Consider the following 19,513-nt stretch of genomic DNA (forward strand, 5'->3'; position numbering starts at 1 on the left):
TGTGAAAGGTAGTCGTAAACGAGTCACTAAAATTGATTCTGGTTATATGAAACAATACGATGCCTATGTAGAAAGGCAACAAAGAAAGAAAAAACGCCTAGTTCGTCGGCTTGTTTTATTTACCATCGTAGCTTTCCTTTTATTTGGCGGCTTATTAGCTTATCATATTAATCAAAGGAATTTGTACGCAGAGAAACAAAAAAAATACGAAGAATTACAAAAGGAAATGGAACAATTAGAGCAACAAGAAGAAGACCTCAGGGATGAGATCAAATTGTTGAAAGACGATGAGTATGTGCTTCAAATTGCGAGAAAGAACTATTTCTTCTCAAAAGAAGGCGAAATTATATTTAAATTGCCAGAAGATACTCCGTCATATTGACACTCTTTTTGAAGCTTATATATAATATGTTAGAAGATACTTTTTGAAATTCTTAAGGAGGAGCATTTTTTTTATGTCAATCGAAGTAGGCAGCAAGTTGCAGGGCAAGGTAACGGGGATCACTAATTTTGGAGCGTTTGTAGAGCTTCCGAATGGTTCTACAGGTTTAGTTCACATTAGTGAGGTTGCTGATAGTTATGTTAAAGACATTAATGACCATCTTAAAGAAGGAGACCAAGTACAGGTCAAAGTCATTAATGTTGAAAAGGATGGGAAGATTGGACTTTCCATCAAGAAAGCGCAGGAGAACTATAATAATAAACCACGTCGCCCACAAGGCGGTGGCGGTGGCGGTAAAGGTAACCGAGACCGTCGTGAAAAGCCCGAAACTTTTGAGGCGAAGATGAATCGTTTCTTAAAGGATAGTGAGGAGCGTATGGCTTCATTGAAGAAGCATACAGAGTCAAAACGTGGAGGACGAGGTGCTAAAAGAGGCTAACTTGCTGTCTATGACCTGATCATAAGGAAATGACTGCTGTTTTAGTTTACAATAGGGATGAATGTATATGAGATGAAAGGTCCGTTGCCATTTAGGTAACGGACCTTTCGCTCTATGGTATAAATGTTTATGTTTGATATTATGAAAAAGGAAACTAAAAAGAATAAAGGGGGGATAATCGGTGGATCATCATGCTATAGAGAAGACAGTATTAAATACGTTGTTAGGGGCGGCTATAGATCATACGCGTGTCGGTGTTATTATTACAGATCCAAACGAACAAGATAATCCTATCATATTTGTCAATGAAGGCTTTCAAAGGATTACAGGTTATCGTGCAGATGACATTATCGGTTTAAATTGTCGTTTTTTACAAGGTGAAGGTACAGATAAGAAAGTAATCAATCAATTAAGAGAAGCTGTTCAAGCAAATGCCTCGATATCTACTGTTATACTAAATTATAAAAAAGATGGAACGCCTTTTTGGAACGAATTACATATTGATCCTGTCTATGTTGAACATCAAAGGAAAGGTTATTTAGTTGGTATTCAAAAGGATATAACGGGACAAGTACATACTGAAAAAAACTTATCAACGTTTAGAGAGGAAGTCTCGGTTTTATCGACACCTATTGTACTCATAGCAGAAGGTGTCTGTGTTTTACCTATTATGGGGAATATGGTTGGAGAACGAATGGCGGAAATGGTTGATAATATTACTTCCAAGGTAGCAAAAGGAGAGTATGACTATTTAATTATGGAATTATCAGGTCTCAAACATTATGATGAGGAAATGATTCAGGGTATTTTCCGACTTAAGGACATGCTACGTTTATTAGGAATTGAACTTTTGATTGCAGGAGCATCACCGGAATTTGCTATGAAATCAACCATACTACAATTAAATCTCTCGTCTATAAAAGCTTTTGCGACTGTGAAACAAGCTATCCAATCCATTGAAAAGATTAGATAAGCATGAGAGTGCTTCTTGTAATGATGCGAGAAGCATTTTTTAATTGCATATAAAAAAGCACGCAATTAACTGCGTGCTAGGACAAGAATCGGATAATGACCCGTACGGGATTCGAACCCGTGTTACCGCCGTGAAAGGGCGGTGTCTTAACCACTTGACCAACGGGCCTAAGTCATTTCTTATAAATAAAATGGTAGCGGCGGAGGGAGTCGAACCCACGACCTCACGGGTATGAACCGTACGCTCTCGCCAGCTGAGCTACGCCGCCATAATTAAAAATAGTCTCCACATATTAACGTTGTAATCCAATGTTAATATCTCGAAGGCACAAAGAATATAATACACTATGATAAAAAAAGTGTCAATAACTTATTTGATATTTTATTACGTTTTCTCGTGACGAGAATGTAATAAAAGGAATGTGATCTCTTCGTTGACTCGAACAAGTATGAGAATGCGGTGTTCTTGGCGAATTGTCCTTTAGCGCGATGAATGAAGTCGAAAGTTTTCTATACTTTCTCCTGCTGTTTTGACAAAAAGAGCTTGTCTCTTATGTTTCAATAATATCACAAGGAGGAGGTATAGATGATGGAGTCAGTAACAGGGGAAACGTCAAAAGTATGGAATGGCAACCGAATGAATTGGTTCGTGAGATGGAAGCGAAAGATAGGGGAAGAGGTGAAGTACCTTTTTATTGAGCGAGGCTTTCTCTTATTTGTTGTGGGCTTTTTATTAGGAAGAGCTGTTGTGTTATCAACTGTGTCACCTTTTGCCCTTTCTTTTCTCGCTTCTGTGTGGCTTATTCGGAAGGAGAAGTCATTTAAAGTGATGTTTGCTGTTGTGGCTGGATCGTTTACGTTACATTGGCAACAAAGTATTTTCGTTTTTGTTTCTATGCTCATATTCCTTATGTTTGCTTTTTTGTTTCAGCGATATCGAGATCAACAGAAGTTTTTGCCGTTTTTCGTCTTTTTGGCAAGTGCTGGAACGAGATCAATTATGTATTCCTTTAGTGGCAATATCGATCCGTACAATTGGATGATGGCATTGGTAGAAGCGAGCCTTAGTGCCATCCTTGTTCTCATTTTTATGCAAAGCATTCCTTTATTATCACCCAAACGATATAAAACCACATTAAAAAATGAAGAAATTGTATGTGTGATTATTTTGTTAGCATCTGTACTCACTGGGACGATTGGCTGGCAATTATCCGACTTATCTATGGAGCAAATCTTATCCCGTTATTTAGTGCTGTGGCTTTCTTATGTAGGTGGCGCTGCAATTGGATCAACTGTAGGTGTTGTAACGGGACTTATTCTTAGCCTAGCCAATGTGGCAAATTTGTATCAAATGAGTTTGCTCGCCTTCTCTGGACTTTTAGGAGGGTTGCTAAAAGATGGTAAGAAGCTTGGGGTAGGTATCGGTTTATTTGTTGGTACGATGCTCATTGGTATTTATGGCAATGGATATGCGGATGTAACGCCTTCACTACTGGAAACGGCTGTAGCAGTAGGCTTGTTTTGGATAACACCTGAGGCGTGGATTCGCAAAATTGCTCGGTACATACCGGGAACGAATGAACATACTCAGCAGCAAGAGCAATATTTATTAAATGTCCGTAACGTTACAGCAGATCGGGTAGGACAGTTCTCTGATGTGTTTAAAGCGCTTTCGAATAGTTTCTCACAAGTAGACTGGCAAGAGGATGATCGAGAAGAAGTGAAAGAGCGAGATTATTATTTAAGTAATGTTACAGAGAAAACGTGTCAAACGTGTTTTAAGAAAGAAAAGTGTTGGGCGCAGCAGTTTGATAAGACGTATGGTTACATGGAGGAGATGATGGATGGATTACAGGATGGCTCCCTGCAGCATAACCGAAAGTTGAAAAATGATTTTGAAAGACATTGCGTCAAGCCAGATAAAGTATTAGAAGCGATGCAACATGAGTTATCATTCTTCCAGGCGAATAAACATTTAAAGAAACAAGTGTTAGAAAGTAGAAGGTTTGTGGCGGAACAACTTCAAGGTGTTTCCGAAGTGATGGAGGACTTTGCTAAGGAAATCGTAAAAGAAAGAGAGAATCACGATATTCAAGAAGAAGAGATTGTCCAAGCCTTGAATCAGATGGGCTTTGAAATGGATCAGTTAGAAATCTACAGCTTAGAACCGGGGAATATCGATATTGAGATGACACTATCTTTCTATGACTATAAAGGGGAAGGAGCGAAGATTGTTGCCCCAGTATTGTCGGAGATACTAAATGAAACGGTTGTCGTAAAGCAAGAAGAGATTTCTCCGTTTCCGAATGGATATTGTTATTTCTCGTTTGGTTCTGCACGAAAATTCGTTATGGAAACGGGGGTATCCCATGCTGCTAAAGACGGTGGATTAGTGTCTGGGGATAGTTACTCCATGATGGAACTCGGGGCAGGTAAATATGCGGTGGCTATTAGTGACGGCATGGGAAATGGAGAGCGAGCGCACGTAGAAAGTGTGGAAACGTTACATCTATTGCAGCAAATTCTCCAAACAGGTATTGAAGAGAAAGTGGCTATTAAATCCATTAATTCTATATTATCGTTACGGACGACAGATGAAGTGTTCTCGACGTTAGACTTAGCTATCGTGGATTTACACGATGCCTCAGCAGATTTCTTGAAGATTGGTTCTGCTCCGAGTTTTATTAAGCGTGGTGACCAATTTATAAAAGTCGAGTCAAGTAACTTACCAATTGGTATTGTTCGTGAATTTGATGTAGATGTAGTAAGTGAACAACTGAAAGCTGGTGACATTCTCATCATGGTTAGTGACGGTATATTTGATGGCCCTAAGCATGTAGAAAATGTGGATCGATGGTTACGACGAAAAATAAAAAATATGGAAACGAATAATCCGCAAGATATTGCTGACTTGCTTCTAGAAGAAGTGGTGAGAACGAGAGCTGGGGCGATTGAAGATGATATGACGGTAGTAGTGACGAGAATAGAACGTAACATTCCGCAATGGGCGAATATCCCAGTTGTTAGGAGGGAAGCGTAATCAGTCGTTCACTTTTTCTTCCATTGTGTAGTATATTTCTGCTTCATTGCGGTGATGATGGTAGTAGAATCAGGAGGAGGATGGAAGATGAATAAAGGAACGATTAAGCAAATATTGTTAATTACAGATGGGTGTTCGAATCAAGGTGAGGATCCTGCAGCGGTGGCATCGTTAGCGTTGCAGCAAGGAATCACTGTCAATGTAATAGGTGTGCTGGAAAATGATCAAACGGAGCAGCCGGAAGGGTTAGAAGAAGTAGAGGAAATTTCCCTTTCAGGTGGTGGGGTAAGTCAAATAGTGTATGCAAAGGCTTTGTCGCAAACTGTGCAAATGGTAACGCGGCAAGGAATGACGCAGACGTTACAAGGAGTCGTCAACCAAGAGCTTCAGTCTATATTAGGTTCAGGAAAGAATATGGAAGAATTACCGCCAGACCAACGTGGTGAAGTAATGGAAGTAGTGGATGAATTGGGAGAAACGAGTGATTTGCAAGTGCTAGTGCTAGTTGATACGAGTGCTAGCATGCATAGTAAATTACCGACAGTACAAGATTCTCTTTATGATTTATCGCTCAGTTTAAATGCACGGATGGGCAAAAATCGTTTTTCAATTTTCTCATTTCCAGGAAAGCGAAAAGCTATCGACAAAATAGTAGACTGGACACCTGAGTTAAATGCTATTGCATCTGTATTTCCCAAACTTACAAGCGGAGGTATCACACCTACTGGACCAGCGTTAAGAGAAGCAATGAATCATTTCAGCAAGAAGAAAAGGGTAAGGAGCCTGATTACTCGTGATGAATCAGCTAGGGAAGAGTCAGGATATTGAATTATCATTAGGAACGTTTGTAACAGGTAAATGGTATAAACGTTCTTATCGTATTTTAAGAAAGCTCGGTTCTGGTGCGTGTGGTACCGTTTATTTAGCAGAACGACAAGGGAAACAGTATGCGCTTAAATTGAGTCGTAACGGTTCATCTATTACAACAGAGGTTAACGTACTGAAAACGTTCCAGAAGGTTCAAGGAAAGACTCTTGGGCCTTCTTTGGTGGATGTTGATGATTGGATTCAGCCTGGTGGTGGAGCGTTGTCTTTTTACGTGATGGAGTATTTGAAAGGAAAAGAGTTGATCACGTTTATTAAGCAACATGGCAACGAGTGGATCGGTGTATTAGTTATGCAATTACTTACTGATTTAGAGCAACTTCATGATACAGGATGGGTCTTTGGAGATTTAAAGACAGATAATTTAATTGTAACGTACCCACCCGCTCGCTTAAGGTGGATTGATGTAGGTGGGACAACGCAAATAGGAAGGGCGATTAAGGAATACACAGAATTCTATGATCGCGGTTATTGGGGAATGGGTTCTCGGAAAGCAAATCCATCTTATGACTTGTTCGCTCTAGCGATGGTTGTTATCCAATTGTATTATCCTCATCGATTTGAAAAGGGTCAAGATCCAGAGAAGACATTGATTCGCAAGCTACATCAAGTGAAAGAGTTAACTGCTTATCAAGCGATACTCAAGAATGCCTTATACGGAAAATACAATAGTAGTGGTGCAATGCGCCATGATATTCAACAGGTTGCGTTGAAACACCCTACGTCCACAACAAATTTCTCTAGGTCTCCTCAAGTTAAGAAGAAATTTTCAAGTTCAGCGCCGCAGAGTCGACAGCAAAAAAATGCTCCGTATCGCCGGGGAAGTAAAGTGTGGGAAGGGATAGGTATAGGCGTCATGGTTGGATTGTTTTACATGATTTATATCGTTATACAATGGTTGTAGCATATGCTTTGCAGATTGATTAGCATTAATGGTACGATTAACAATGATACAGAGAAAGAGAAGAACGGAGTGGAACGTTTGTTTACCTTAAAGGTTGATCAGTTTGCCGAAAAGCATGAATTATTTAAGGAGCACGCGACGATGCTTGTTGCGGTTTCCGGAGGACCGGATTCAATGGCTCTTCTCCATTACTTAAAATCAATTCAACAGCAGTGGCAATTTCGTCTTATCGCCTTAACGGTTGATCACTCCTTAAGGAATGAATCAGCAGATGATGTGAAGTATGTCACATCGATGTGTGATGAGTGGGGCATTCTATGTAAGGCAGTGAAGTTAGATGTACCTACATATAAAGAACAATACCAAGTTGGTACGCAAGTTGCTGCACGTCATATGAGGTATGCATATTTCGAAGAGCAAATGAAAGAATGTGGCGGAGATTTCCTTGTATTAGGTCACCATGGTGATGATCAAGTGGAGACGGTTTTCATGCGTCTTACTCGTAGCGTAGAACCAAAACAAATCAAAGGTATGGATGTCAAACGCCCTTTTAGTTATGGTGAAATAATACGTCCCTTTTTAGGTGTTACAAAGCGTGAAATTGAACAGTATTGTGCTCAGCATGCGATTCAACCTCGTTTAGATCCATCGAATCAATCCTCTCAATATACGAGAAACGCATTTCGAATGGAGGTTCTTCCTTTTTTAAAAGAGCAAAATGAGAAGATACATGAACATATCCAACAATTTAGCGTGTATGCAAAGGAAGATGAAGATTTTTTACAACAAGAAGCAAATCGTCTTTTTCAATCGTCTCTTTTTACGAAAACGTATCGGCATATGGAGTTCGACCGATTAGCGTTTCTGAGTGTTTCTCCATCTTTACAAAGGCGTACCTTTCATCTAATATTAAATTATCTTTACGATAAGCTGCCCAATGATTTATCTTATCAACATTGGGAACAGTTTAAACATGTGCTTAAGTCAAGCTCTCCTCACTTATCAATTGATTTGCCGGATGAATTATTGGTAATACGTTCTTATGATCATGTGGCATTTACGTTTGAGAAGGAGGAAAGTGTAGCTTATCAATTCAAGTTAGATGTGCCTGGACAGGTGTTATTACCGGATGGATCTAGTCTTCATGCCGAAATAGGCGTTTGGCAAGCAGAGCGTAATCATCACCACTTTATATGTGATTTGAATCAAGTCTCATTTCCATTGTATGTTCGTACGAGGGAGCCTGGAGATAAAATCGCACTGAGGGGGATGGTTGGACGGAAGAAAGTGAAAGATTTGTTTATCGATCACAAGATTCCGAAACCAAAACGGGATGCTTGGCCAATTGTGACGGACCATAATGGGAAGCTGTTGTGGGTTGTTTCCATACAGAAAGCCGGTTTAGAAGCAAATAAGCCTGGAAATTGGTTGCACATAACGTATAAACCAGGATGATTTATCTAGGAGGATGGACAATGCATAACGATATGGAGAAGGTACTAATATCGGAGGAGAAAATTCAAGAAACGATACAGAAACTAGCCGCTCAACTCACAGAAGAATATGACGGTAAGTTTCCGTTAGTAATCGGCGTGCTAAAAGGTGCGATGCCTTTTATGTCTGATTTATTAAAACGCATCGATACACATTTAGAAATGGATTTTATGGATGTGTCAAGCTACCATGGTTCTACGAAATCAACAGGGGAAGTAAAAATTATTAAAGACTTAGATACACAAGTAGAGGGAAGAGATTTAATCATTATTGAAGATATTATTGATAGTGGTTTAACGCTTAGCTATCTTGTGGACTTGTTTAAATACCGTAAAGCAAAATCCATCAAAATTGTAACACTGTTAGATAAACCAGCTGGTCGAAAAGGTGTTGTATCTGCTGATTTAGCAGGCTTTGAAGTTCCTGATGAATTTGTAGTAGGTTATGGGTTAGACTATCAAGAAAAGTATCGTAATCTCCCATACATTGGGGTTTTAAAGCCTTCTGTGTATGGTGGCGATCAAAGCGAATAATGAATCGGATGTATGGATGTGCTAAATTTAATTACAATTTTTGAAACCTTAATGGTTATTAGTTGTATATCAACTTTTAACTATGGTACTATTTACTATAGTTTTCTCGCCTGGGAGGAGGTAGGCAATGAACCGAGTATTTCGTAATACACTATTTTATGCAGTCATTTTTATGGTTGTCATTGGTGTTGTTGGCATGTTAAGTGGTGATAATCAACAAACACAGCCACTAAGTTACACAGAGTTCAAAGATAAGTTAAGCAATGGTCAAGTGGAAGACATGACTATTCAATATACGAACCAAGCTTATCAAATAACAGGTAAGTTAAAGTCAGCTGAAGAAGGTAAAGAAACATTCACTGCTACCATTTTAGACAATGGTGAAGAAGTAAAAGAAGTGATTGACATTGCTGAAGATCAAGGTCTTAAAGATTTGAATTTTGAAGCAGCAGAGGATCCGAGCGGATGGCTTATTTTCTTTACGAATATTATTCCATTTGTGATTATCTTTATTTTATTCTTCTTCTTACTGAATCAAGCGCAAGGCGGCGGAAGTCGTGTCATGAATTTCGGTAAGAGTAAAGCGAAATTATTTAGCGAAGACAAGAAGAAAGTACGTTTTAAAGATGTAGCTGGTGCAGATGAAGAAAAGCAAGAACTAGTTGAAGTAGTGGACTTCCTTAAAGACCCACGTAAATTTGCTACAATTGGAGCGCGCATTCCTAAAGGGGTACTTTTAGTAGGACCTCCAGGAACAGGTAAGACGTTATTGGCTCGTGCCGTAGCAGGAGAAGCCGGTGTTCCATTTTTCTCTATTAGTGGTTCTGACTTCGTAGAGATGTTTGTTGGTGTCGGTGCATCTCGTGTCCGTGATTTATTTGAAAATGCGAAGAAAAATGCACCTTGTATTATTTTTATTGATGAGATTGACGCAGTAGGACGTCAACGTGGTGCTGGCCTTGGTGGGGGACACGATGAACGTGAACAAACCCTAAACCAATTGCTTGTTGAAATGGATGGGTTTGGTGCGAATGAAGGAATTATTATTATTTCTGCAACAAACCGCCCAGATATTTTAGACCCTGCTTTATTACGTCCAGGGCGTTTCGACCGTCAAATTACAGTTAACCGCCCAGACTTGAAAGGTCGTCAAGAAGTGCTTAAAGTGCATGCGCGTAACAAACCGCTTGCTGAAGAGGTGGAATTGCATACAATCGCAATGCGTACACCTGGCTTCTCTGGTGCAGATTTGGAGAACTTATTGAACGAAGCCGCTCTTGTAGCAGCCCGTGCGAATAAAGAGAAAATTGACATGGTATCTGTTGATGAAGCAATTGACCGTGTTATTGCTGGACCTGCTAAGAAAAGCCGTGTTGTTTCGAGTAAGGAACGCAATATCGTTGCTTACCATGAAAGTGGGCATACGATTATTGGAATGGTGTTAGATGAAGCGGATGAAGTACACAAAGTTACGATTGTTCCGCGTGGTCAAGCTGGTGGTTATGCTGTAATGCTTCCGAAAGAAGATCGTTTCATGATGACGAAACCGGAACTTCTAGATAAGATTACAGGACTGCTTGGTGGTCGAGTTGCTGAAGAAATCATCTTTGGCGAAGTAAGTACAGGAGCAAGTAATGATTTTCAGCGTTCAACAGATATTGCGCGCCGAATGGTGACGGAATTTGGTATGAGTGACAAACTAGGACCATTGAAATTTGGTGGTGGTGGTGGCGGCCAAGTATTCCTAGGCCGTGATATTCAAAATGAACAAAATTACAGTGATCAAATTGCTTATGAGATTGATCAAGAAGTACAACGCATTGTGAAGGAATGTTATGACCGCGCGAAGACAATTCTTACAGAGAACAAAGAACAATTAGAATTAATTGCGCAAACATTGCTTGAAGTAGAGACGTTAGATAAAGCTGAAATTAATTCTCTATTTAAACACGGTGTATTGCCAGAAGATTCTCGAGCAGCAAAAGTCAAAGAAGATGAAGCGAAGCAAGACGCTGATGTGAAAGTAAATATTCAATCTAAGGCGGAAGAAGAAGTAGAAACGGATTCTAACCGCTCAGAAGTTGATGAAGAGAATCAACGCAACGAATAATGTCAAATGAACTGCTCCGACCACCTGTTGGTCAGGGGCAGTTTTTTTTACGAGTTTCTTGGTCGGTGTGTATAGTATTCCTGTTACAGATTAGGATAAGGGAAAATACTTAGCTGAATAAGGTGTGGTATGATAAGTGCGTTATAATGTGAATGAAAGTGGTGAGAGGGTTGATTTTTGTATTCGATGTTGGCAATACTAATACAGTATTAGGTGTATTTGACCGTGGAGAATTGCAATATGAATGGAGAATAGGTACTGATCGTCATAAAACAGAAGATGAGTTTGCGATGATTATTAAACAATTATTTGAGCATGATGGTTTAGCTTTTGAACAAGTACATGGTATTATCATCTCTTCTGTAGTACCACCGATTATGTACGCTTTAGAACGTATGTGCCGTAATTATTTTCAACTTGAACCACTTGTTGTAGGTAATGGGTCAGTGGAAACGGGATTAAACATGATTTATCCGAATCCAAATGAAATAGGGGCTGACCGCATCGTGAATGCAGTAGGTGCTATTAAAGAGTATGATACGCCATTAATTATTATTGATTTCGGGACAGCGACGACGTATTGCTATATTGATGAGGAAAGGCAATATGTTGGTGGTGCTATTGCTCCAGGTGTTAATATATCTACAGAAGCATTGTATGCGAAAGCGGCAAAGCTACCGCGTGTTGAATTAGTGGCACCAAAAAATGTTGTCGGTAGTTCGACGGTAGAGGCGATGCAAATGGGAATATTTTATGGATATGTTGGTCAAGTAGATGAAGTAGTTCGTAGAATGAAGGAGCAATCAAGCATGCCACCGACAGTAGTGGCTACAGGTGGATTGGCACCATTATTTGCTGAGGAATCCCGAACGATTGACGTAGTGGATCCTTATTTAACGTTGAAAGGCCTATATGAAATTTATAAACGAAATGAAGGAAAATGTGTAAACAAAGGAGAATGACAAGCTTATGAAAGATTATTTAATTCGTTCAACTGCATTTGAAGGAAAGGTGAGAGCGTTTGCTATTACCTCTACCAATACTGTAGGAGAAGCGGCTCGTCGTCAAGATACATATGCAACAGCATCAGCTGCGCTAGGGCGTACGTTAACAATAGCGGCGATGATGGGAGCGATGAATAAAGGGGACGACAACCTGACTGTGAAAGTAGAGGGTGGCGGTCCGATTGGTGCCATTGTTGCTGATGCAGATACGCAAGGGAACGTTCGAGCTTATGTGTCGAACCCGCATGTCGATTTTGAATTAAATGAACATGGGAAGCTAGATGTAGCAAAAGCTGTAGGGACAACAGGTACGATTAGCATTGTGAAGGACATTGGATTGAAGGATTATTTTACTGGGGAAGTTCCAATTGTGTCAGGTGAAATAAGTGAGGATTTCACGTATTATTTTGCTAATTCAGAACAAGTACCATCTGCAGTAGGTGCAGGTGTATTAGTAAATCCAGATTTAACGATTAAAGCTTCAGGAGGGTTCATTATTCAAATGATGCCTGATGCAGATGAAGAAACAATTGCTAAGATAGAAGAGAATTTACGCTCAGTACAGTCAATCTCTTCATTAATTGATCAAGGGTATACACCTGAACAAATTCTTGAGGAATTGTTAGCTGGTGGTAATCCTAGCGTGCTAGGCAATACTCACATTCAGTTTACATGTAAGTGTTCAAAGGAAAGGTTAGAAAACGCTCTGAAAGGGTTGGGTGAAGAAGAGTTGCACAGCATGATTGAAGAAGATCATGGAGCATCAGCAACTTGTCATTTCTGCAATGAACACTATACGTTTACAGAAGAAGAATTAAAAGCATTGTTATAATAAAGTAGGTGACGTATGTCGAGAAAACAAATGTGGAGCATCATTGTTGTGCTCCTTATGACAAATGTAGCAACCTTAGTTTGGATGAATTTCTCTGATCGAGGAATGAAAACAGATAAAGGTACGATTCAAGACATGCAAGCTGCTGTGGCAAAAGTAGGCGATAAATCAATTACCTATGCAAGTTGGCTATCGGCTTTAGATCATCAGCACGGTGAAGAAGTGTTAGAACAGCTAATTAATCAAGAGGTTGTTTTTCAATTAGCTGAAGAGCAAGATATGCAAATAGAAGAGAAGCTGATTGAACGAGAACTATCCTTGATGGAGACGATGACTGGTGTTATGGATGATGACCAACTGCAAGCTATGCGTGATCATTGGAGAAAGCAAGTCAGGTACAATTATTTATTAGAAGCTTTAATGACGCAAGATGTTGGTATTCCAGAAGAAGAAATGAAAGAATATTATAATCAGTATAAGCAGCAGTATGAATTCCAGAAAACATATCAGCTATCTCACATTGTCGTGTCTTCTTCTGAAGAAGCAGAGAAGGTCGTTCAAGAGCTTGATGACGGTGCGGCATTTGATGCTCTTGCGAGAGAATACTCTGCAGATGAAGAGACGAAGCAAAAAGGTGGTTATTTAGGTTATTTTTCTGAAGATAGCAGTTTTTTATCAGATTCCTATTATGATGTGGCAAGCGAGTTAGAAGAAGGGGAATATAGTAAACCTTTTCCTTCGGAGCAAGACTATATCTTGTTGTATGTACATCGGACATTGCCTGCTATATCTTTCACTTATGATGAACTAAAAGCAGCGGTGGAAAGACAAGTGGCGTTACAACATGTTGGAGGTTCCTTCTCTCCTAAAGATTTATGGGAAGAAATTGGGGTAGATTCTTATTATGATGATTAATCGATTCGCCTCCATTCTCATGTGATTTTTAACGTGTATGGTTTGACATTTTTAACGTAGACGCATATATTATTATTAAAACCTATAAAAATACTCGGGATTAGAGGTGGCATTATGCGTATTGCTGAATCGATTGTTGATTTGATTGGCCAAACACCTATTGTAAAGTTAAACAGTGTAAATGAAGAGGAAAGTGCAGAAGTTTATGTGAAATTAGAATTCATGAATCCAGGGAGCTCAGTGAAAGATCGAATTGCTCTTGCGATGATAGAGGATGCGGAGGAAAAAGGTAGGCTGCAACAAGGTGATACAATTGTAGAACCAACGAGCGGAAATACCGGTATTGGCTTAGCGATGGTGGCAGCAGCGAAAGGTTATAAAGCTTTGCTAGTTATGCCCGATACGATGAGTCAAGAGCGTCGCAATTTATTACGAGCGTACGGTGCAGAGTTAGTTTTAACCCCTGGAAGTGAAGGAATGAAGGGGGCTATTCAGAAGGCTGGGGAGTTAGCGGATGAGCACGGATACTTCATGCCTCAGCAATTTAACAACGAAGCGAACCCGGCTATTCATGAGAAAACAACTGGCCCAGAAATTGTACAGCAGATGGGCAATCAATTAGATGCTTTTGTAGCTGGCATTGGAACGGGAGGAACGATTACAGGTGCTGGTAAAGTGCTGAAGGATGAGTACGATGGTATCCGAATCGTTGCCGTAGAACCAGATTCGTCTCCTGTATTATCAGGTGGAAAATCGGGACCTCATAAGATTCAAGGAATTGGGGCAGGATTTGTGCCAGAAATATTAGCGACGGATGTGTATGATGAAATTTTTCGTGTTACGAATGAACAATCTTTTGAAACAGCACGAGAGATGGCGAAAACGGAAGGTATTCTCGGAGGAATTTCTTCAGGAGCGGCCGTTTATGCAGCGAAGCAAGTAGCCAAACAGCTAGGTAAAGGGAAGAAAGTGTTGGCGATTGTGCCTAGTAATGGAGAACGTTATTTATCGACTCCGCTATATGATTTTGATTAAGAAAGTATATAAGATGTGTAGAGCCTATCGCTTAGAGGAGCGGTAGGCTTTTTAACGATTTTTGTTCAAGTGCCTAGAATATGAAAATATGTGAATATAGTAGCTACATTGTGTACAATAGTAATGGTAGATTAGAACGGTAAAGGAGATAGTAGAATGGCGCGAATGTTACGCACGAAAGAAAAGCATTACAATCTTGACGAACAAACACTTGTGATGGGAATATTGAATGTTACGCCTGATTCTTTTTCTGATGGTGGTAAATTTGATGAGGTGGCTTCGGCGGTTCAACAAGCAAAAGAAATGGAACGTAATGGTGCGCATATCATTGATGTTGGCGGTGAATCGACGCGTCCAGGTCATGATCCGGTTACAGAAAAAGAAGAATTAGAACGTGTAATTCCGATTATTAAAGCCGTGCATCGTGAAGTTCATATTCCAATCTCTATTGATACGTATAAATCGAATGTAGCGAGAGCGGCGCTAGAGGCTGGTGCGTCTATCATTAACGACGTTTGGGGGGCTAAGAAGGATCCAGAGATGGCGAATATAGCAGCTGCCTATCAAGTTCCTATTATGTTAATGCACAATCGCACAGATAAGGAATATAACGATCTAATTTCAGATATGAAAGTAGATTTACAGGAAAGCATTCAATTGGTTCAGGATGCCGGTGTAAGAGAACACAATATAGTTATTGATCCAGGGGTTGGTTTTGCGAAAACGGGTGCTCATAATTTAGAGGTCATGCGTCAACTGGAGGAATTCAGTGCCTTCGGTTATCCGTTGTTACTTGGCACGTCCCGGAAATCTTTTATCGGACAAGTATTAGACCTTCCTGTAAATGAGCGGGTGGAAGGTACAGGTGCGACAGTTTGTTTGGGCATTGCAAAAGGTGCCGATATCGTTCGTGTTCATGATGTGAAAGAAATGGCACGAATGGTTAAAATGATGGATGCCATGTTAGGTAAAGGAGGGAATGGCCTTGGATAAAATCATGATGAATCAAATGCAGTTTTATGGCTATCACGGCTTATATCCAGAAGAAAATAAACTAGGACAACGTTTTATTGTTGATTTACAATTAGAATTAGATTTGCAGCAAGCTGGTACGTCTGATGATATGAAGGAAAGCGTGAATTATGGGCACGTGTACGAAGTAGCAAAACGAGTTGTAGAAGGTGAAGCAAAAAACTTAGTCGAAGCAGTAGCGGAGCAATTAGCGGCTACTCTTTTACAGACGTTTACGAAAATACAAGCTGTAACGGTGAAAGTCGTCAAACCAGATCCGCCAATTCCTGGGCACTATCATTCCGTTGCAGTGGAAATTTGCAGGGAGCGAGTATAATATGGCGATAGCGTTTATTGCGTTAGGCTCTAACATACATCCGAGACAAACGTTTATTGAACGAGCGATTGAACGGTTAAGTAGCCATGAGGAAATAAAAAATGTCCGAGCATCCGCTATTTATGAAACGGTACCAGTAGGTTATACTAATCAAGATGACTTTTTAAATGGTGTTGTAAAAGTAGAAACGACTCTATCTCCAGTTGACTTACTTGCTTATTGTCAAACCATTGAGTCGACACTAGGTAGAGAAAGAAGAGTGAGATGGGGGCCGAGAACGATCGATCTTGATATCTTATTATATAATCAAGCCAATATGCAAACAGAGAAGTTAACCGTACCTCATCCACGAATGCACGAACGGGCTTTCGTGCTTGTCCCTTTGAATGATATTGGTTCAACTGTGTACCTGCCAAATTACGATAAGACGGTACAAGAGCTTTTATTGAGTTTACCAGAAGACGAGGTAAAAGGAGTAAGGCCATGGAAGCGTCGTAATGGGCAAAATGAAAAGGAGATAGGCAAATAGGGATTAGTTAATGTTTGGTACTGTATTGAGAGAACGAAACGAGTTATTCATACTTCAGATAAACGATAACGATTCATAAATAGCGTATGGATAAGGAGGGTATATATGTGGAACATTGGAGATATCACGATTCCTAATCAGGTTGTACTTGCTCCAATGGCCGGAGTGTGTAATTCAGCCTTTCGTTTAACTGTAAAAGAGTTCGGAGCGGGACTTGTATGTGCGGAAATGGTAAGTGATAAAGGAATAGTGAATAATAACGAGAGAACGATGAAAATGTTGTATATCGATGAAGAAGAAAGTCCAATGAGCTTGCAAATCTTTGGGGGGGAGAAGCAAACCCTTGTGGAAGCTGCTCAATTTGTCGATAAGAATACAACGGCTGATATTATCGATATTAATATGGGGTGCCCTGTACCGAAGATAACGAAGTGCGATGCAGGGTCTAAATGGCTGTTAGATCCGAACAAAATTCATGAAATGGTAGCCGCTGTTGTGAAAAATGTTGATAAGCCTGTCACGGTGAAAATGCGTACTGGTTGGGATGAAGACCACATTCTAGCAATTGAGAATGGCAAAGCGTTAGAAGAAGCAGGTGCTAAAGCGGTAGCACTACACGGTCGTACTCGTGCGCAATTGTATGAAGGGTATGCGGATTGGGATATTGTTCGTCGATTAAAAGAAAATATATCAATTCCTGTTATTGGAAATGGCGATATTGATACACCTCAAGAAGCCAAACGTCGTCTAGATGAAACGGGAGTAGATGCAGTTATGATAGGTCGAGCGGCGTTAGGCGACCCTTGGATGATCTATCGTACAACGAAGTATCTTGAAACAGGAGAACTCATTGATGAACCTCAACCACATGAGAAGATTGAAGTGTGTAAATTGCACATGGATCGTTTAATCGCTCTTAAAGGAGAGAAAACGGCGATTAAGGAAATGCGCAAGCACGCTGCATGGTATCTTAAAGGGGTAAAAGGCAACGGCAAAGTCCGTAGGCGTATCAATGAAGCGGAAACTCGTGAACAACTTGTCACGGTGTTGAATGATTTTGTTCAAGAGTCTCAGGCAAGAATGAAAGTTTCGTAAAGTAAGGGAAATTGACACAACTGTATGGTTTTTCTATACTACCTTTAAATAGACTGTCAGTACACCTGGCAGTTTTCGAACGTTTTCTATAATAGTCTTTAACTAGAACGTAGAGGATATAGCAACTTAAAACTGGAGTGATTAAACAATGACGGAAGAATTAAATGACTTAATGCGAGTGAGACGCGAGAAACTTGATTCTTTTTATGAAAAAGGATTCGATCCATTTGGGAATAAGTTTGAACGGACGCATTTGTCACAACAATTAAAACAAGCATATAACGACCAAACGAAAGAAGAATTAGAAGAACAACAAATCCCAACGACAATCGCTGGGCGTATAATGACAAAACGCGGTAAAGGAAAAGCGGGCTTTGCGCACATTCAAGATTTAACGGGTCAAGTGCAAATATACGTACGTAAAGACGCTGTTGGAGAAGAAGCATACGAATTGTTCCAATCTGCTGACATAGGAGATATTATCGGCGTGACAGGCGTCGTATTCAAAACGAATGTAGGAGAACTATCTGTTAAAGCGAAAGAATTTCACATGTTAACGAAGTCACTACGCCCACTTCCAGAGAAATTCCATGGTTTGAAAGACGTAGAGCAACGTTATCGTCAACGTTATTTAGATCTTATTACGAACCCAGGTAGCCGAGATACATTTATTATGCGCAGTAAGATTATTCAGTCTATGCGCCGTTATTTTGACGATAAAGGATTTTTGGAAGTAGAAACACCAACTATGCATGCGATTCCTGGTGGGGCGAGCGCACGTCCATTTATTACTCATCACAATGCTTTAGACATGCCTTTATATATGCGTATTGCCATTGAACTACACTTAAAGCGCCTAATCGTAGGTGGTATGGAGAAAGTGTATGAAATTGGACGAGTATTTCGTAATGAAGGCGTATCTACACGACATAACCCTGAATTTACAATGCTTGAACTATATGAAGCATATGCGGACTTCCATGATATTATGTCATTAACAGAAAATGTTGTCAGCCATATTGCGCAAGATGTATTAGGTACGACCACGGTTCCTTACGGTGAATATGAAGTGGATTTAGCTCCACAATGGAAACGAGTCCATATGGTGGACGCAGTTAAAGAATATACAGGTGTCGATTTCTGGGCAGAGATGTCTGATGAAGAAGCGAAAGCATTAGCGAAAGAACATGGTGTGAAAATTGAACATAACATGACGTTCGGCCACATTGTGAATGAGTTTTTTGAACAATTTGTTGAAGAGAAGTTAATTCAACCAACATTCGTATATGGTCACCCAGTTGAAATTTCTCCACTGGCTAAGAAAAACAAAGAAGACGAGCGTTTTACAGATCGTTTTGAGTTATTTATTGTTGGCCGCGAACATGCAAATGCATTTTCTGAGTTAAATGATCCAGTAGATCAGCGTCAACGCTTTGAAGCGCAGTTAAAAGAGCGTGAAGAAGGAAATGATGAAGCTCATATGATGGATGAAGACTTCTTAGAAGCATTGGAGTACGGCTTGCCACCAACTGGAGGTTTAGGAATCGGTATAGATCGTTTAGTTATGTTGTTAACGAATTCCCCATCTATTCGTGATGTACTATTATTCCCACAAATGAGACATAGAGATTAAGAAAGAATTAGCGCTCAAGTTTATGCTTGAGCGCTTTTATTGTGTGCAAAAAAAGCGTTCCTATACAGTTTGCGTCCTGTTTTATATAAAAACACAAGAAATTTTTAAAAAAACTATTGCATATATGACAATGATCATGGTATATTATTAAACGTTGCGCTAACAACGTAACAAATGCACACAATCGAAAAAGCAAAACAGCTTTTAAAACTTTTTAAAAAAGTTGTTGACGAAGATTCGATTAAATGTTATATTAATTAAGTCGCCAAAACAAGCGACGCAAACGAAAGACATTACGAACTT

18 protein-coding genes and 2 tRNA genes are annotated in these 19,513 nt (G+C 39.9%); 18 read left to right on the forward strand and 2 right to left on the reverse strand.

Features of this window, described 5'->3' with window-relative positions; translation table 11 throughout:
* The first annotated feature begins 1 nt into the window (after position 1).
* The 3 genes from N784_RS12585 to N784_RS12595 all read left to right on the forward strand — a co-directional run bounded on the left by N784_RS12585 (position 2) and on the right by N784_RS12595 (position 1,854).
* Entirely contained in the window at positions 2 to 382 is a 381-nt protein-coding gene (locus tag N784_RS12585) for an FtsB family cell division protein (RefSeq protein ID WP_036835472.1), read from the forward strand.
* A 73-nt stretch (positions 383 to 455) separates the two neighbouring features.
* Entirely contained in the window at positions 456 to 881 is a 426-nt protein-coding gene (locus tag N784_RS12590; protein WP_036835474.1) for a S1 domain-containing RNA-binding protein, read from the forward strand.
* A 181-nt stretch (positions 882 to 1,062) separates the two neighbouring features.
* Positions 1,063 to 1,854 carry an STAS domain-containing protein gene (locus N784_RS12595; protein ID WP_052127306.1) on the forward strand — a complete coding sequence of 264 codons (792 nt, stop codon included), beginning with the start codon at positions 1,063 to 1,065 and terminating at the stop codon, positions 1,852 to 1,854.
* 96 nt (positions 1,855 to 1,950) lie between these two features.
* Here the strand turns inward: N784_RS12595 and N784_RS12600 are convergent.
* A tRNA-Glu gene (locus N784_RS12600) sits at positions 1,951 to 2,022 on the reverse strand.
* 23 nt (positions 2,023 to 2,045) lie between these two features.
* Positions 2,046 to 2,122, reverse strand: a tRNA-Met gene (locus N784_RS12605).
* A gap of 320 nt (positions 2,123 to 2,442) precedes the next feature.
* On the opposite strand from N784_RS12605, the gene spoIIE reads away from it, so the two are divergent.
* The 15 genes from spoIIE to lysS all read left to right on the forward strand — a co-directional run bounded on the left by spoIIE (position 2,443) and on the right by lysS (position 19,210).
* Positions 2,443 to 4,893, forward strand: a complete 2,451-nt coding sequence (gene spoIIE, locus N784_RS12610) for a stage II sporulation protein E (protein ID WP_156965253.1) — start codon at positions 2,443 to 2,445, stop codon at positions 4,891 to 4,893.
* Between the two features lie 87 nt (positions 4,894 to 4,980).
* Complete coding sequence (locus N784_RS12615; RefSeq protein WP_036835480.1) at positions 4,981 to 5,721, forward strand: vWA domain-containing protein; 741 nt, start codon at positions 4,981 to 4,983, stop codon at positions 5,719 to 5,721.
* Entirely contained in the window at positions 5,690 to 6,682 is a 993-nt protein-coding gene (locus N784_RS12620) for a serine/threonine protein kinase (RefSeq protein ID WP_156965254.1), read from the forward strand. Before N784_RS12615 ends, N784_RS12620 begins: the two co-directional genes overlap by 32 nt.
* 3 nt (positions 6,683 to 6,685) lie before the next feature.
* Complete coding sequence (gene tilS, locus N784_RS12625; protein WP_052127307.1) at positions 6,686 to 8,137, forward strand: tRNA lysidine(34) synthetase TilS; 1,452 nt, start codon at positions 6,686 to 6,688, stop codon at positions 8,135 to 8,137.
* A 20-nt stretch (positions 8,138 to 8,157) separates the two neighbouring features.
* Entirely contained in the window at positions 8,158 to 8,709 is a 552-nt protein-coding gene (hpt, locus tag N784_RS12630; RefSeq protein ID WP_036835483.1) for a hypoxanthine phosphoribosyltransferase, read from the forward strand.
* Between the two features lie 127 nt (positions 8,710 to 8,836).
* A complete protein-coding gene (gene ftsH, locus N784_RS12635) occupies positions 8,837 to 10,819 on the forward strand; it encodes an ATP-dependent zinc metalloprotease FtsH (protein ID WP_036835485.1) in 1,983 nt (660 codons plus the stop codon).
* Positions 10,820 to 10,989: 170 nt separating this feature from the next.
* A complete protein-coding gene (locus tag N784_RS12640) occupies positions 10,990 to 11,781 on the forward strand; it encodes a type III pantothenate kinase (protein ID WP_036835487.1) in 792 nt (263 codons plus the stop codon).
* A gap of 7 nt (positions 11,782 to 11,788) precedes the next feature.
* Positions 11,789 to 12,655 carry an Hsp33 family molecular chaperone HslO gene (gene hslO, locus N784_RS12645; RefSeq protein ID WP_036835489.1) on the forward strand — a complete coding sequence of 289 codons (867 nt, stop codon included), beginning with the start codon at positions 11,789 to 11,791 and terminating at the stop codon, positions 12,653 to 12,655.
* Between the two features lie 15 nt (positions 12,656 to 12,670).
* The gene (locus tag N784_RS12650; protein ID WP_036835491.1) at positions 12,671 to 13,570 is read left to right on the forward strand and encodes a peptidyl-prolyl cis-trans isomerase; all 900 of its coding nucleotides are present in this window, start codon (positions 12,671 to 12,673) and stop codon (positions 13,568 to 13,570) included.
* A 90-nt stretch (positions 13,571 to 13,660) separates the two neighbouring features.
* Entirely contained in the window at positions 13,661 to 14,605 is a 945-nt protein-coding gene (gene cysK, locus N784_RS12655) for a cysteine synthase A (RefSeq protein ID WP_269745338.1), read from the forward strand.
* A 156-nt stretch (positions 14,606 to 14,761) separates the two neighbouring features.
* Positions 14,762 to 15,598, forward strand: coding sequence for a dihydropteroate synthase (gene folP / locus N784_RS12660; protein ID WP_052127308.1), 837 nt, complete (start codon positions 14,762 to 14,764; stop codon positions 15,596 to 15,598).
* A complete protein-coding gene (gene folB / locus N784_RS12665) occupies positions 15,591 to 15,953 on the forward strand; it encodes a dihydroneopterin aldolase (RefSeq protein WP_036835495.1) in 363 nt (120 codons plus the stop codon). The genes folP and folB overlap by 8 nt, the downstream gene beginning before the upstream one ends.
* Position 15,954: 1 nt before the next feature.
* Entirely contained in the window at positions 15,955 to 16,482 is a 528-nt protein-coding gene (gene folK, locus N784_RS12670; RefSeq protein ID WP_036835497.1) for a 2-amino-4-hydroxy-6-hydroxymethyldihydropteridine diphosphokinase, read from the forward strand.
* A gap of 105 nt (positions 16,483 to 16,587) precedes the next feature.
* Positions 16,588 to 17,577: a tRNA dihydrouridine synthase DusB gene (dusB, locus tag N784_RS12675; RefSeq protein ID WP_036835499.1), complete on the forward strand. Its 990-nt coding sequence runs from the start codon at positions 16,588 to 16,590 to the stop codon at positions 17,575 to 17,577.
* 148 nt (positions 17,578 to 17,725) lie between these two features.
* Entirely contained in the window at positions 17,726 to 19,210 is a 1,485-nt protein-coding gene (lysS, locus tag N784_RS12680) for a lysine--tRNA ligase (protein ID WP_036835501.1), read from the forward strand.
* Positions 19,211 to 19,513: the final 303 nt, after the last annotated feature.

Origin of the sequence: Pontibacillus litoralis JSM 072002 (assembly GCF_000775615.1) — a bacterium.
GTDB classification, from domain to species: Bacteria; Bacillota; Bacilli; order Bacillales; family BH030062; genus Pontibacillus; species Pontibacillus litoralis.

Bases quoted from the DNA above. Each gene is read 5' to 3' on its own strand.
- folK (WP_036835497.1), top strand. From the start codon at position 15,955: ATGGCGATAGCGTTTATTGCGTTAGGCTCTAACATACATCCGAGACAA.
- N784_RS12590 (WP_036835474.1), top strand. From the start codon at position 456: ATGTCAATCGAAGTAGGCAGCAAGTTGCAGGGCAAGGTAACGGGGATC.
- tilS (WP_052127307.1), top strand. From the start codon at position 6,686: ATGCTTTGCAGATTGATTAGCATTAATGGTACGATTAACAATGATACA.
- N784_RS12615 (WP_036835480.1), top strand. From the start codon at position 4,981: ATGAATAAAGGAACGATTAAGCAAATATTGTTAATTACAGATGGGTGT.
- hpt (WP_036835483.1), top strand. From the start codon at position 8,158: ATGCATAACGATATGGAGAAGGTACTAATATCGGAGGAGAAAATTCAA.
- N784_RS12620 (WP_156965254.1), top strand. From the start codon at position 5,690: ATGAATCAGCTAGGGAAGAGTCAGGATATTGAATTATCATTAGGAACG.
- hslO (WP_036835489.1), top strand. From the start codon at position 11,789: ATGAAAGATTATTTAATTCGTTCAACTGCATTTGAAGGAAAGGTGAGA.
- dusB (WP_036835499.1), top strand. From the start codon at position 16,588: ATGTGGAACATTGGAGATATCACGATTCCTAATCAGGTTGTACTTGCT.
- folP (WP_052127308.1), top strand. From the start codon at position 14,762: ATGGCGCGAATGTTACGCACGAAAGAAAAGCATTACAATCTTGACGAA.
- N784_RS12650 (WP_036835491.1), top strand. From the start codon at position 12,671: ATGTCGAGAAAACAAATGTGGAGCATCATTGTTGTGCTCCTTATGACA.
- spoIIE (WP_156965253.1), top strand. From the start codon at position 2,443: ATGGAGTCAGTAACAGGGGAAACGTCAAAAGTATGGAATGGCAACCGA.
- lysS (WP_036835501.1), top strand. From the start codon at position 17,726: ATGACGGAAGAATTAAATGACTTAATGCGAGTGAGACGCGAGAAACTT.
- ftsH (WP_036835485.1), top strand. From the start codon at position 8,837: ATGAACCGAGTATTTCGTAATACACTATTTTATGCAGTCATTTTTATG.